The following is a 14,356-nucleotide window of genomic DNA, read 5'->3' as shown; positions in this document are numbered from 1 at the left end:
ATAGTTATATTGGATAAATATGACGGAATTTGACTTTATCAGACAATATTTGCAGCGACAAAAATCGGAAGGTCTGATTTTGGGCATAGGGGACGATGCCGCTATTATTCGCCCAAGTAACGGATTTGATTTATGTTTTAGCGCTGATATGTTGGTCAAAGGCAGACATTTTTTTGAAGATGTTTTACCCGAAGATTTGGCATGGAAAATGCTTGCAGTAAATTTATCCGATATGGCCGCTATGGGTGCTAAGCCACGTTGGGTGTTGCTCAGTGCTGCGTTGCCTGAATTGAATCAAGATTGGCTCAAACGCTTTTGCGATAGCTTTTTTGCTTTGGCTGTGCGTTTTGATACGGTGTTGATTGGTGGCGATACCACCAAAGGCGATTTGGTCTTTAATGTAACGATAGTAGGTGAAGTTCCGACAGGGCGTGCCTTGCGGCGGGATGCGGCCGAAGTTGGAGACGATATTTGGGTATCGGGTCGGTTGGGTTTGGCTGCCGCTGCTTTGAACAAACATCTGGGGCATTATCAATTGCCGTCTGAAATCATGGCGGTTTGCGATGATAAATTGCTCCGTCCGGAACCGCGCGTTTCATTGGGGCAGGCATTGTTGCCGTTTGCCCATGCTGCGCAAGATGTTTCAGACGGCCTGGCTCAAGATGTGGGGCATATTTTAAAAGCCTCTGCTGTCGGGGCGGAAATATTTGCCAATTGTGTGCCGTCGTTGCCTGAATTGAAAAACGTTTTGTCGCGCGAACAATGGTTGTCGGCAGTATTGGCCGGCGGCGATGATTACGAACTGATTTTTACTGCTGCTCCAGAAGACAGGGAACGTGTTTGTCAGGCAGCGGAACAAAGTGGCGTACCGGTCGCCCGAATTGGTAAAATTACCGACTCAGGCCGTCTGAATATTTTAGATGCCGAAGGCGGCGTATTGGAACTGACTTCTTTAGGATTTGATCATTTTGGCTGAACGTAAACCTACTTTTTCTTGGCTGTTGCAAAAACCATTGTGTTTTTTAGGATTCGGTTTCGGCAGCGGTTTGTCGCCGGTTGCGCCGGGTACGGCCGGAACGCTGGCAGCATTACCTCTGGCTTTTGTATTGTGCCTGTTGGGCATAGACGGCTGGATATTGCTTTTATTGTGTATTGCCTTGTTTTTTTGGGGTATCCGCATTTGCGGTTATACCGAGCGGGAACTGGGCATTCAGGATTACGGCGGTATCGTCTGGGATGAAATTGTCGCAATGCTGTTGGTGCTGTCGCTGATTCCGTTTAAATGGAGCTGGTGGCTGGCGGCTTTTGTTATTTTCCGCTTGTTTGATGCGTTGAAACCATGGCCGATAAAATGGTTTGACCAACGGATTCATGGAGGTTTAGGCATTATGCTTGATGATTTGATTGCGGCTGTGATGACCTTGATGGTCTTGGGCCTGTTTTATTGGATTGCGTGATGCGTTTTAAGTGTTTCGACCCTTTGCAAAAATAGGGCGGGCACGCCGGAATTATCCGGATTGAAATAAAATAAATACCATACGGGGTAAACAATTATGAATGAAATCGAGATTAACGTGGAGCCGCGTTATATGGCCGGTCAGAGCGACGTCTATCGTGACCGCTATGCCTTCAATTATCTGATTACCATCTGCAACCGCAGTGATAAAATCATTACTTTGCGTCAGCGTTTTTGGGAAATTACCGACGGACACGGTGAGACAGAGCAGGTCGGTCATGCCGGCCTGATTGAAGAGCAACCTGTTTTGTACCCGGGCGAAGCCTATGAGTACCACAGCGGTTCGCAAATCAGCACGCCTTGGGGCAGTATCGAAGGTGCGTATGAGTTTGAAGACAGTATCGGCAAACGTTTCGTTATCGGGGTGCCGAAGCTTGAATTCAAAGCAGGCTTTACGTTGCAATAGGCCGTCTGAAAAATGAAAAACCGGAACATTTCGCATGTTCCGGTTTTGTTTTTTCAGACGGCCTTATCAGTCTTTGCAAGGCTGTACCAATACCCACGGCGCCACGACGACCGCCCACATTTCCTGCTTATCCGCTAAAAATGTGCGCGCCATATCATCGCTGACGGCACCGAATTTGCCTTGTTCCATCCATTGTTTCAATGGTGCGGCTTCATCTTCGGCAACATGGCGGGCGACGGCAATCAAATCCAAATCAGGCGCAACATAGACGGCGGCACCGCGTGCGAAGTGGGGTTGCAGCTCTTCCCATGAAATGCGGGCGGTTTCGGTATTGAGTTTTTCGTTTAAGAGTGGAATAGACATAGGACAATCATCAAATAAAAAACGGATTGTAACCGATATTCGGCCTTTTGCCCGATGCCGTCTGAAAACGAAAGAAATTTACAGGGTTAACGTTATACAGTATCATTTTAATGTTTTAATTTTCTTTCAGACGGCCTGTAGTCCGTATTCGGGCAAAGGCGGTTTTAGGCTTATGAATTCTGTATTGTTGACCGGATTGCTGCAAAGGCTGCTGATTGCGCTTGTCGCATTGGCGGCGTTGTGGGCTGTATATTTTTGGGCGGTATCGCCATGAGTATCGTGGTGGAAAATCTGACGGTCAGCTATCAACGCAGGCCGGTGGTGCACCATGTCGATATGGTGTTTGAAGATGGCAAGATGTGGACGATTTTCGGGCCGAACGGCGCGGGCAAATCGACTTTGCTCAAAGCCATTATGGGCTTGCAGAAGACGGATACGGGCAGCGTGCGCTATGAAAATATGGCGCGCAAGGATATTGCCTATCTGCCGCAGCAGTCGGACATTGACCGCAGCCAGCCGATGACGGTGTTTGAACTGGCAGCGATGGGGCTGTGGTATGAAATCGGCTTTTTCGGACGCGTGAACGCGGTGCAGAAAAAGCGCGTGATGGCGGCTTTGGAACGCGTAGAAATGCAGGATTTTGCCACGCGCCAAATCGCGCACTTGTCCAATGGCCAGTTCCAACGCGTATTGTTTGCGCGGATGCTGGTGCAGAATGCCAAATTTTTGTTGCTGGACGAACCGTTTAATGCGGTGGATGCGCGTACGACTTATGCGCTGTTGGAAGTTTTGCGCCAATGCCATCAGGACGGTCAGGCTGTGATTGCCGTGTTGCATGATTACGAGCAGGTAAGGGCATATTTTGCCAACACGCTGCTTTTGGCGCGTGAAAAAGTGACTGCCGGTGCGACGGAAAATGTGTTGACCGATGAATTTTTGGCACAGGCAAACCGAATGATGCAGAAACAGGAAGCGGCCGATTGGTGTGCGGTTTAATGGACAAGGCCGTCTGAAAATAAGTGTTTTTCAGACGGCCTAAGGCTTTCAGAGATTAATAAAAAAGCGATAAAACATGGATTTATATGATTTGGTCGTTGCGCCGTTTGCCGAATTTGACTTTATGCGCTATGCCCTGGCGTCGATTTTCTGCCTGGCATTGAGCGCGGCGCCCGTCGGTGTGTTTTTGGTGATGCGCCGCATGAGTTTGGTGGGCGATGCCTTGAGCCATGCGGTTTTGCCTGGTGCGGCCATTGGCTATATGTTTGCCGGTTTGAGTTTGCCTGCGATGAGCGTCGGCGGTTTTGCGGCCGGTTTGCTGATGGCTTTGTTGGCAGGTTTGGTCAGCCGGTTTACTTCATTGAAAGAAGACGCGAACTTTGCCGCATTTTATTTGAGCAGCCTTGCCATCGGCGTGGTTTTGGTCAGCAAAAACGGCAGCAGCGTCGATTTGCTGCATTTGCTGTTTGGCTCGGTGTTGGCGGTGGATATTCCGGCTTTGCAGCTGATTGCCGTTTCCGCGAGTGTTACTATTTTGCTGATGGCGGTGATGTTCCGCCCGCTGGTGTTGGAAAGTATAGATCCTTTGTTCCTCAAGGCTGTCGGCGGGAAGGGCGGCTTTTGGCATGTGTTGTTTTTGGTGCTGGTCGTGATGAATCTGGTTGCCGGTTTTCAGGCATTGGGTACGCTGATGTCAGTCGGCTTGATGATGTTGCCGGCGATTACCGCCAGACTGTGGGCGAAAAGCATGGGTTGGCTGATGATTTTGTCTGTCGCATTGGCTTTGCTTTGCGGCTTGGCAGGACTGTTGTTTTCCTACCATATCGAAATCCCGTCCGGCCCTGCGATTATTTTATGCTGCGGCACGCTTTACCTGATTTCCGTCGTGTTCGGTTGGGAGGGCGGCATTTTGGCAAAATGGCTGCGCCGCAAGAAACACCGCACGGCATAATTTTTCAGACGGCCGCTTGAATAATCAGGCGGTCTGTCTTATGATGATGTTAATGTTACGTTATATCACTGGAGAGAATATGAAACATTGGAAACTCGGCATTGTTGCCGCATTATTGACCGGTGCCGCTTATGCCGCTCCGCTGCCTGTTGTCACCAGCTTCAGCATTTTGGGCGATGTGGCCAAACAGATTGGTGGCGACCGTGTGGCCGTTCAAAGCTTGGTCGGTGCCAACCAAGACAGTCATGCCTACCACATGACCAGTGGCGACATCAAAAAAATCCGCAGTGCTAAATTGGTATTGCTCAACGGCTTGGGCTTGGAAGCCGCCGATGTGCAGCGCGCAGTCAAACAGAGCAAAGTTCCTTTTGCCGAAGCGACCAAAGGCATTCAGGCTTTGAAAGCAGAAGAGGGCGGCCATCATCATGACCACGATCACGAAGGCCATCATCACGATCACGGTGAGTTTGACCCGCACGTTTGGACCGACCCCGTCCTGATGGGCACTTATGCGCAAAACGTTGCCAATGCTTTGATTCAAGCCGACCCTGAAGGCAAAACCTACTATCAGCAACGTTTGGGCAACTATCAAATGCAGCTGAAAAAATTGCACAGCGATGCGCAGGCTGCCTTTAATGCCGTGCCTGCCGCCAAGCGTAAAGTCTTGACCGGACACGATGCGTTCTCTTACATGGGTAAACGCTACAATATTGAATTTATCGCCCCACAAGGCGTGAGCAGTGAGGCCGAGCCGTCTGCCAAACAAGTGGCTTCCATCATCCGCCAAATCAAACGCGAGGGCATTAAGGCCGTCTTTACTGAAAACATCAAAGACACGCGTATGATTGACCGTATTGCCAAAGAAACCGGCGTCAATGTCAGCGGACGTTTGTATTCCGATGCATTGGGTGGCGCACCGGCCAATAGTTACATCGGCATGTATCGCTACAATGTCAAAGTTTTGACCGATGCCATGAAAAAATAAAGCGGTTTAAGGATAGAGGCCGTCTGAAACCTTAAAAACAAGGTTTCAGACGGCCTTTTATATGCTTATTTTTAAAATAAACCGTCAAATTTAAAGTATAAAAATAAAATTTATGCTATTAAAAATTTAATTATCAAAAATTCATGCTAATTTGCTTAGTAAGTACGCACCATCCGTGCGAATTGCTTATCGGCTGTCTGCCGGCCACTCACGGCTTGACTTCACCCTGTTACAATTCGGCATCTTCACGTTTCTTAATATTACATCATGAGCAACCATTCATCTTGGTCATCCAAAATCGGCTTTGTGCTTGCTGCGGCAGGCTCGGCCATCGGTTTGGGTGCAATTTGGAAATTCCCTTATACGGCCGGTACAAATGGCGGCGCCGTATTTTTTCTTTTGTTTTTGATTTTTACGATTTTGGTGGCTTTACCGGTTCAATTGGCCGAGTTTTACATCGGCCGCACGGGCGGTAAAAATGCCATCGATTCTTTCAAAGCATTGCGCCCGGATTCGCAGTGGCCGTGGGTCGGCCGCATGGGCGTGGCCGCGTGTTTTATTTTGCTGTCGTTTTACAGCGTGGTCGGCGGCTGGGTATTGAACTACGTCGTACACAGCTTTACCGGCGAAATTCATGCCGGTGCAGATTTTGAAGCCTTGTTCGGCAAAACGATTTCTTCGCCGTTTGGCTCGCTGTTTTACCAAGGTTTGTTCATGCTGATTACCATTTGGGTGGTCAAAGGCGGCGTTTCAGACGGCATTGAAAAGGCAAACCGCGTGTTGATGCCGGGTTTGTTTATCCTCTTTATTGCATTGGCTATCCGTTCGCTGACCTTACCCGGCGCAATGGAGGGCGTGGCATTCTTGTTGAAACCGGATTGGTCGTATTTGAAGCCCGGCACGATGCTGACTGCTTTGGGGCAGGCATTTTTTGCGTTGAGTATCGGCGTGTCCGCGATGATTACCTATGCTTCGTATTTGGGTAAAGATCAGGATATGTTCCGTTCCGGCCATATGATTATGTGGATGAACCTGTTTGTTTCCCTGCTGGCCGGTTTGGTGATTTTCCCTGCGGTATTTGCCTTCGGTTTTGAACCCGGTCAAGGCCCTGGTTTGATTTTTGTCGTATTGCCTGCGGTATTCATGAAAATGCCGATGGGTACATATTTGTTTGCCGTGTTTATGCTGTTGGTTGTCTTTGCAACACTGACTTCCGCGTTTTCCATGCTGGAAACCGTCATCGCGGCAACCATCCGCCAAGACGAGAAAAAGCGCAGCAGCCATGCTTGGATAATCGGTATTGCGATTTTTGTGGTCGGCATTCCTTCAGCGCTGTCTTTTGGCGTATGGAGCGATTTTAAAATTTTCGGCAAAACCATTTTTGACTTGTGGGATTTTGTCATTTCTGCCGTCATTATGCCGATTGGCGCGTTAAGCGTTGCCGTGTTTACAGCATGGATTCAGGACAAACAGTCTGTCCTGCGCGATGCAGGCATGGGTAGCACCATTCCGAAAAACCTGCTTTGTGTGTGGCTGGGCGTGTTGCGCTATCTTGCGCCGATTGCGATTATTGTCGTGTTCATCAACTCTTTGGGTTTGATTTAATCCGATAGTGAACAAACAGTCCGGCGTTGCATTGCTTCGCCGGACTGTTTGTTTAAAAATATCATTAAAAAATATCAAGGCCGTCTGAAAGCCGATATAAATCAGTTTTCAGACGGCCTTTTTATATACACGCGAGGCTGATTAGAACTTAGCTTGCAGTCTCAGCCATGCAGTACGGCCGGGTTCGTTCACGCGCATGGTTTGAGTACCGGCAGACGGGTCGCCACCACGGCTGACGAATTCAGCATAGGTTTTGTTGAACACGTTGTCCACGCCGCCTTGCAATGTGGCGTATTTGCTGAATTTCCAACCGGCGTTGAGCGAGAGTACGCCAAAGCCCGAAGAAGCGCCGATGTCTTGGCCGACGATATTGCCTTGGCCTTTACTGTAACGGTTTTGTTTGGCCACGACGCGCCATAATGCGCCCGCGCTGAATTTGCCGTTGTCAAAGGCGAGGGTATTGTTCCACTCGAGCGGCGGCGTTTGTGCCAAAGGTTTGCCGTCGGTACGGTTTTTGCCGTGGGTGTAGGCGAGGCTGGTGCCGACTTCCCAGTTAGGCGCAAATGTCCATTTGACTTCGGCTTCGCCGCCAAAGCGTGAAGCGTTGATGTTGCGCACGCCGAAATTCATGCCTTGGCGCTCCATCATGATGAAGTCTTTGATGTCGCTGCCGAATACGGATACGGAAGCGTGGAGGTTAGGACGTTTCCAGATTACACCTGCATCGATTTGGCGGTTTTGCTCTGCGCGGATGGCTTTGTTTTCAGACTGCAGGCGTTCCCAGTAGTCAGGTGCGCGTTCGGCAATACCGAAGCCGGCATAGTATTTCAGGCCGTTGTCCGTATTTCTTTCCCAGCGCAGGAAGCCTGAGTTCAAATTGAATTTTTGATGTTTCAAAACGGGGTCGGTCACGCGCGCGGTATCGTAATGTGCTTTGACTTGGTCATGGCGCAAACCTGCTACCCAGCGTTGATTGTCGGTTTGCTGCCAAGAGGCTTCGGTGAAAATGCCCCATTGTTTGAAACTTTGGTTGGGCATGTAAGGCTTGTGGCTGTAGCCGTCGCCGCCACGCTCCATGCGTGCGACGTGGACGTCGTCCAGATAGTCCAAACCGGTTTGCAGGTTGAGCTTGTCCCAGTCGAAAGTGGCTTTCAGACGGCCTGTATCGGTATTGCGTTTAGGGTTGTTGGCATTTTTAATCTGCTTGCCGGCACGGTCGTAGATGGTACGCAGGCTGTATGTGTCCATCACGTGGTCGATTTCGCTTTTACCGTAGCGCAGTTCCAACTCGCTGAACCATGGGGTAAGGTTGCGTTGGGTAAAACGGATGTTCCACGCATCACGGTCGAATTTGCTGCCGTCCATCATGCGGTCGGCGTAGGCAACCTTGGCCCTGCTGCGCTCGTATGTACCGGCAATGGTGGTGTTTTCTGTCGGGGTAACACCCAGTTGCAACATTTGGCTGTCGCGTTTGAAGTTGGAATGAATGCGATTGCCGTCGCCGTCTTTGTAATCGTCGGCTTCGTTATGGGAGATATTGGTACGGACATAGCCGTATTTGCCGCCGAACTCAGCTTCCAGCGAGCCGTCAAGGCGGTCATTGCTGCCTGCTGTCAGGGTGGCGTTAATGTTATAAGGTTTTTCAGTGAAATCAGGATCTTTACGGATAAATTGCACCGAGCCGCTAACCAAGCCCATACCTTGGGTAACGGTTTGCGGGCCTTTGGTGACCACGACTTGATCAAATGAATTTGGGTGGATATAGGCAGTTGGCGGATCCATGCGCATACCGCAACCGCCATAAATAAACTGGTCGTCGGCATTGACGGAGAGGCGCGAGCCACCCAAGCCACGGAACAGCGGATCGCCCGAGCTGCCGCCTTTGCGGATGATGCTCATATTAGGCACGGATTGTAAAAGGTCTGCCCCGTCACCGGCAGGGAGGGGTTGCAAAGCAGCTTTGGGGTTGAAAGTAACGCGGTTGGCTTTTTCTTGTTGTGTGCCGGTAACGGTGACAGGGGAAAGGGTAACTGTTTCTTCAGGTACAGGGTCAGTATCTGCCCATGCTTGAGATACGGCTAAGACGATAGGCAAGATAAGTAATGGTGGGTATTTCATGTGGTTTCTCTCTATTATTAAGTGTCATGTCGAGTAATACTTAAGCAGTATATACAAAGTTTAGTAAAATTAAAACATACTGTTTTTAACTTATATCAATATTTATCATTTTATTTGCATGTTTTGCTGGTTCGTGATTTGGTTATACCAGTGATGGTAAAATTTGATTCTTCTTAAGCAGTTAATGAAAAATGCTAATATAGTTTTAAACTTGATTATTGGGAATTTCATTAATTTAATTATTTAACTAAAAGCAAGAAGATATTTGGTATAGAAAGCGTCATTTGCTTATGATTTTCTATTGATGTTGCGATTTGATAACATTTCTTGACGAAAAAATAGGGGATTGATTAGAATGGGCGGCCAATTGGTCAATCCAATTTATGGCCGTCTGAATAAAACTGTCCTTCAATCATCAGGAATACAACATGACGAAATTGGTTCGTCCGCAAAAAATCAGCGATCAGGTTTTAGCCGTTTTGGAAGAACGTATCGCTACCGGCATTTATGAAGAAGGCAGTAAATTGCCTCCCGAACGTACGCTTGCGGAAGAATTCGGCGTATCGCGTCCGTCGGTCAGGGTGGCATTGAATATCTTGATTGCCAAGCAGGTTTTGGAAGCGCGGCAGGGCGATGGCTATTATGTTTCCGTCAAGCCGCAGCAGGATTTTTTACAAAGCTGGCAGGAGTTGCTCGGCAAACATACCAATTGGGAAACAGACGTATTCGATTTCAGCTGTCACGTTGAAGGCTGTATGGCGGCGCTGGCTGCCGAAAGACGGACTGACGCCGATTTGAAACGCATTGACTTCTGGCGGCAGAAGTTCGAGACGGCCTGCGAAAGCGGAAACTTGGAGCATCAAGCCGAGGCAGACGTCAGCTTCCATCAAACCATTGCCGATGCCGCACACAATATCCTATTCAGTCATCTTTCCAGCAGCCTGCTCAAAATGCTTTATCAGCAAACACGCAGCGGCATTATCTATATCCATCAAACCGAAGACCCGCGCCCGACATTGATTGCCCAGCACCGCGCTATTTTTGAAGCCGTTGCCCAGGCTAAGCCGACGGAGGCTGCAAAAGCGGCCAAGCTGCACTTGAATTATGTCGCCCGCCGCATTTTGCAGGACAGGGAATATCAAAGCCGCAGCGAGCATGCGGATGTATTGGCGCAAAATGATTTGAAACGGGTAGATTGGTAGCGTTTAAAAATAATCAGGCCGTCTGAATTTTTCAGACGGCCTTGATTTTGCAAATAAGACCTTTTAGTGCCACAATCTTCATCATTCTGTCTGAAAACAAAGGAAGCACTATGTACCGTCATGTCGAGTATTATCCGGGCGACCCGATTTTGAGTTTGGTTGAAACCTTCAAACGCGACGAGCGTCCTGAAAAAGTCAATTTGAGCATAGGCATTTATTTTGATGACGAAGGCAAAATGCCGGTTTTGGAATCTGTCCGCCGGGCAGCAGCAGAGCGTGCGGCCGTACCGCGCCCCTCTCCTTATCTGCCGATGGAAGGTTTGGACACTTATCGAAGCGCGGTTCAGCGTTTGTTGTTTGGCAAGGATAATCCGGCATTGGCAGAAGGGCGTGTTGCGACCGTACAGACTTTAGGCGGCTCGGGGGCGTTGAAAGTCGGTGCCGACTTTTTGCACCGTTGGTTCCCCGATGTAAAAGCCTATGTCAGCGATCCGACTTGGGATAACCATAAAGGCATTTTTGAAGGCGCCGGTTTTGAAGTGGGGACGTATCCTTATTACAACCCTGAAACCGTCGGCGTAAAATTTGAAGAAATGACAGCGTTTTTCAAAACATTGCCGGAAAACAGCGTCTTGATTTTGCATCCATGCTGTCAAAACCCGACCGGCGTAGATATGTCGCAAGCGCAATGGGATGAGGTGTTGGACATCATCAAAACGCACAAGCTGATTCCGTTTATGGATATTGCCTATCAAGGTTTCGGCGAGGATTTGGACAGCGATGCGTATGCAATCCGTAAAGCCGTCGAAATGGGTCTGCCTTTGTTTGTCAGCAACTCTTTCTCGAAAAATCTGTCGCTGTACGGCGAGCGCGTCGGCGGTTTGAGCGTAGTATGCCCCAATAAGGAAGAAGCAGAGCTGGTGTTCGGACAGTTGAAATTTACTGTCCGCCGCATTTATTCCAGCCCTGCCGCGCATGGTGCATATATTGCGTCTGATGTGATGAACAGTGATGATTTGCGCGCTTTGTGGGAAAATGAGGTTTACGCCATGCGCGACCGCATCCGTGCCATGCGTCAGAAACTTTATGATGTTTTGACGGCAAAAATCCCCAATCGCGATTTCAGCTATTTCATCAAACAGCGCGGTATGTTCAGCTATACAGGCCTGACCGTAGAGCAGGTACACCGCCTGCGTGACGAGTTTGCCGTTTATCTGCTGGATTCGGGCAGGATGTGTGTGGCCGGTTTGAATGCATCGAATATCGATTATGTGGCCGAGGCATTCGCCAAAGTGTTGCAATAGCCGTTCAATCTGAAATTGAATGTAGTTTTATTTGAAGTAAATCAAAAGGCCGTCTGAAAAATTTTCATCTTTCAGACGGCCTCTTTATAATTGGCGCACCCAACAGGGATCGAACCTGTGACCTCCAGCTTCGGAAACTGACACTCTTCCAACTGAGCTATGGGTGCGGAAGCCGTAAGGTTAACGCATATTGGCTTTATTGGCAAAGTTTATCTTGAAAGTGTCTGAAAGTGGCATTGGCGGTCACTTTTTTGTATGGCTGGAATAATCAATTAACTACAAAGGCTTATAGATTTCAGACGGCCTTTTTGAGGATTTTTGCGTATCTTTTTCTCAAGATGGATTGGAAAGCCTTTGCGAATTCAGTATAATCCAGCAAAATATTGTTAATTGCGTTTAACACATAAACTATAACTTACAGCACAACCTAACCTAACGGCGAGGCCTACCAAATGAAACAACTCCGCGACCACAAAGCCCAAGGCTCTGCATTGTTCACCCTTGTGAGCGGTATCGTTATTGTTATTGCAGTGATTTTCTTCCTGATCAAATTGGCAGGAAGCGGTTCATTCGGCGATGTTAACGAAACAACCGAAGCTGCGACTCAAACCCGTATCCAGCCAGTCGGCCAACTCAAACTGGGCGACGGCATCCCTGTCGGCGAACGTCAAGGCGACCAGATTTTCAACAAAATCTGTATCCAATGTCACGCGGCGGACAGCATTGTTCCTAACGCGCCTAAATTTGAAAACAAAGGCGATTGGGCTCCTCGTATCGCCCAAGGTTTTGATACCTTGTTCCAACACGCTTTGAACGGTTTCAACGCAATGCCTGCCAAAGGTGGTGCGGCTGATTTGACCGACCAAGAATTGAAACGCGTGATTACTTATATGGCCAACAAAGCCGGCGGTACTTTCCCTGATCCTGATGCTGCGGCCCCTGCCGATGCCGCTGCTTCCGGTGAAGCTGCTTCAGCTCCAGCGGCTGATGCTGCGGCTCCTGCCGATGCTCCTAAAGCAGATGCTGCCAAAGCTGAAGACAAAGGCGCAGCTGCCAGTGGTGTAGACGGTAAAAAAGTTTACGAAGCCAGCTGCCAAGCATGTCACGGCGGTGCGGTTCCCGGTGTTCCTCATGTAGGTAAAAAAGAAGACTGGGCTCCTCGTATCAAACAAGGTAAAGATACCCTGCACAAACATGCAATCGAAGGCTTTAACGCCATGCCTGCCAAAGGCGGTAACGGCAGCCTGAGCGACGATGAAGTGAAAGCTGCAGTTGATTACATGGCTAATCAATCTGGTGCTAAATTCTAAAATTTGACTTTAAATCTCGAATAGAAAGCGCATTCTGCATAGGATGCGCTTTTTTCGTGCAGGAAGGCCTGATCTTGCTATAATACGTAAGTAGTAGATTATGGTTTGTCTGAAAGATTCAGACGGCCTTCAAACACAATATTCTTTTAAAGAAGTTCAACCATATTCACATACGACAAAACAATCACGGAGTTATCTCATGGCAAAAAAATATTTCGGTACTGACGGTGTACGCGGCGAAGTCGGTCAATTCCCTATCAATCCTGATTTTGTCTTGAAATTGGGTTATGCGGCAGGTCAGGTTTTGGTACAGCACGAAGGTGAAATTAAACCGACCGTTTTAATCGGTAAAGACACGCGTATTTCAGGCTATATGCTGGAAGCCGCTCTGATTGCCGGCTTTACTGCCGCCGGTGTCAATGTTATTCAAACCGGCCCTTTGCCAACCCCGGGCGTAGCGTATCTGACCCGTGCTTTACGTTTGTCTGCCGGTGTGATGATTTCTGCTTCCCATAACGTTTATTCCGACAACGGCATTAAATTCTTTGCCGAAGGCGGTGTGAAGTTGAGCGATGAAATCGAGTTGGAAATTGAAGCCAAAATCGATGAAGAAATGAAAACCCAGCCGTCCGGCCGTTTGGGCCGTGCACGCCGGATTAATGGTGCGGATGACCGCTATATCGAGTTTTGTAAATCCACTTTCCCAAGTCATTTGGACTTGCGCGGTCTGAAATTGGTGGTCGATACCGCCAATGGTGCAGGCTATGCAGTTGCGCCTAAAGTATTCCACGAATTAGGCGCGCAAGTGGTCAGCATCGGTGATGAGCCAAACGGCTATAACATTAATGAGAAATGTGGTGCGACCCATCCGAAAGCTTTGCAAGCGGCTGTGTTGCAAAATGAAGCCGATTACGGCATTGCCTTGGATGGCGATGGCGACCGTTTGATGATGGTTGATCGCAATGGCAAAGTGTATGACGGCGACAGCCTGATTTATGTGATTGCCAAAGCGCGCGCGCACGAAGGCGTGGAAATCGGCGGCGTGGTGGGTACAGTGATGACCAATATGGCGATGGAAATTGCTTTGAAAGAGCAGGGCGTTGATTTCTGCCGCGCCAAAGTGGGCGACCGCTATGTGTTGGAACAGCTCCACCAACGCGGTTGGCTGATTGGCGGTGAAGCCAGCGGCCATATTTTGTGCATGGACAAACACAATACCGGCGACGGCATCATTTCCGCGCTGCAAGTTTTGGCGGCATTGCAAACCTTGAATCAAGACCTTGCCACCGTCTGCGCCGATTGGCAGCCGTATCCGCAAACCATGATTAACGTCCGCATCAAAAAAGGCCAAAACTGGCAGGACGCTTCCAAAGAGGCTTTGGCTGAAGTGGAAAAAGAACTCGAAGGCAAAGGCCGTGTGGTCTTGCGTGCATCCGGTACCGAGCCTGTCGTGCGTGTGATGGTGGAAGCCAAGCAGGCAGACTGGGCGAAAAAAGGCGCAGAAAAAATTGCCGCTGCCATTCAAGGTCAAAAGTAACAGTGTGTTTGATGTTGAATTGAACTAAATAAAAGGCCGTCTGTTGTTCAGACGGCCTTTGT

General features: G+C 49.0%; 13 protein-coding genes and 1 tRNA gene. 11 read left to right on the top strand and 3 right to left on the bottom strand.

The window, feature by feature from the left end:
* The first annotated feature begins 19 nt into the window (after nt 1-19).
* The 3 genes from thiL (at nt 20) to apaG (ending at nt 1,922) form a co-directional block, all read left to right on the top strand.
* Nucleotides 20-976 carry a thiamine-phosphate kinase gene (gene thiL / locus FAH66_RS06610; protein ID WP_137041104.1) on the top strand — a complete coding sequence of 319 codons (957 nt, stop codon included), beginning with the start codon at nt 20-22 and terminating at the stop codon, nt 974-976.
* The gene (locus FAH66_RS06605; RefSeq protein WP_167480322.1) at nt 969-1,457 is read left to right on the top strand and encodes a phosphatidylglycerophosphatase A family protein; all 489 of its coding nucleotides are present in this window, start codon (nt 969-971) and stop codon (nt 1,455-1,457) included. The genes thiL and FAH66_RS06605 overlap by 8 nt, the downstream gene beginning before the upstream one ends.
* A gap of 96 nt (nt 1,458-1,553) precedes the next feature.
* Entirely contained in the window at nt 1,554-1,922 is a 369-nt protein-coding gene (apaG, locus tag FAH66_RS06600; RefSeq protein ID WP_137041102.1) for a Co2+/Mg2+ efflux protein ApaG, read from the top strand.
* A gap of 66 nt (nt 1,923-1,988) precedes the next feature.
* Here apaG and FAH66_RS06595 read toward each other — a convergent pair whose 3' ends face one another.
* Nucleotides 1,989-2,285 (bottom strand): DUF2288 domain-containing protein, encoded by a 297-nt coding sequence (locus FAH66_RS06595; protein ID WP_049323125.1) that lies wholly within the window; start codon nt 2,283-2,285, stop codon nt 1,989-1,991.
* Nucleotides 2,286-2,555: 270 nt separating this feature from the next.
* Here FAH66_RS06595 and FAH66_RS06585 point away from each other — a divergent pair, with 270 nt between their 5' ends.
* The 4 genes from FAH66_RS06585 (at nt 2,556) to FAH66_RS06570 (ending at nt 6,823) form a co-directional block, all read left to right on the top strand.
* Nucleotides 2,556-3,281 (top strand): metal ABC transporter ATP-binding protein, encoded by a 726-nt coding sequence (locus tag FAH66_RS06585; RefSeq protein WP_208648098.1) that lies wholly within the window; start codon nt 2,556-2,558, stop codon nt 3,279-3,281.
* Between the two features lie 76 nt (nt 3,282-3,357).
* Nucleotides 3,358-4,233 (top strand): metal ABC transporter permease, encoded by an 876-nt coding sequence (locus tag FAH66_RS06580; RefSeq protein ID WP_003685375.1) that lies wholly within the window; start codon nt 3,358-3,360, stop codon nt 4,231-4,233.
* A 79-nt stretch (nt 4,234-4,312) separates the two neighbouring features.
* Nucleotides 4,313-5,218 (top strand): metal ABC transporter solute-binding protein, Zn/Mn family, encoded by a 906-nt coding sequence (locus tag FAH66_RS06575; RefSeq protein ID WP_049336292.1) that lies wholly within the window; start codon nt 4,313-4,315, stop codon nt 5,216-5,218.
* A 267-nt stretch (nt 5,219-5,485) separates the two neighbouring features.
* The gene (locus FAH66_RS06570; RefSeq protein ID WP_137041099.1) at nt 5,486-6,823 is read left to right on the top strand and encodes a sodium-dependent transporter; all 1,338 of its coding nucleotides are present in this window, start codon (nt 5,486-5,488) and stop codon (nt 6,821-6,823) included.
* Between the two features lie 141 nt (nt 6,824-6,964).
* On the opposite strand, the gene FAH66_RS06565 is transcribed toward FAH66_RS06570, so the two are convergent.
* Nucleotides 6,965-8,941 (bottom strand): TonB-dependent copper receptor, encoded by a 1,977-nt coding sequence (locus FAH66_RS06565; RefSeq protein ID WP_137041098.1) that lies wholly within the window; start codon nt 8,939-8,941, stop codon nt 6,965-6,967.
* A 428-nt stretch (nt 8,942-9,369) separates the two neighbouring features.
* Here FAH66_RS06565 and FAH66_RS06560 point away from each other — a divergent pair, with 428 nt between their 5' ends.
* Entirely contained in the window at nt 9,370-10,143 is a 774-nt protein-coding gene (locus tag FAH66_RS06560; protein ID WP_137041097.1) for a FadR/GntR family transcriptional regulator, read from the top strand.
* A gap of 110 nt (nt 10,144-10,253) precedes the next feature.
* Nucleotides 10,254-11,447 (top strand): amino acid aminotransferase, encoded by a 1,194-nt coding sequence (locus FAH66_RS06555; protein WP_137041096.1) that lies wholly within the window; start codon nt 10,254-10,256, stop codon nt 11,445-11,447.
* Between the two features lie 91 nt (nt 11,448-11,538).
* On the opposite strand, the gene FAH66_RS06550 is transcribed toward FAH66_RS06555, so the two are convergent.
* A tRNA-Arg gene (locus FAH66_RS06550) sits at nt 11,539-11,614 on the bottom strand.
* Between the two features lie 285 nt (nt 11,615-11,899).
* Between FAH66_RS06550 and FAH66_RS06545 the strand changes: the two genes are divergently transcribed.
* Entirely contained in the window at nt 11,900-12,757 is an 858-nt protein-coding gene (locus tag FAH66_RS06545) for a c-type cytochrome (protein ID WP_137041095.1), read from the top strand.
* Between the two features lie 199 nt (nt 12,758-12,956).
* Entirely contained in the window at nt 12,957-14,294 is a 1,338-nt protein-coding gene (gene glmM / locus FAH66_RS06540; protein WP_137041094.1) for a phosphoglucosamine mutase, read from the top strand.
* Nucleotides 14,295-14,356 lie beyond the last annotated feature (62 nt).

It is taken from the genome of Neisseria subflava (assembly GCF_005221305.1).
Classification (GTDB): domain Bacteria; phylum Pseudomonadota; class Gammaproteobacteria; order Burkholderiales; family Neisseriaceae; genus Neisseria; species Neisseria subflava.
This window is presented reverse-complemented; position numbering and strand designations above follow the sequence as displayed.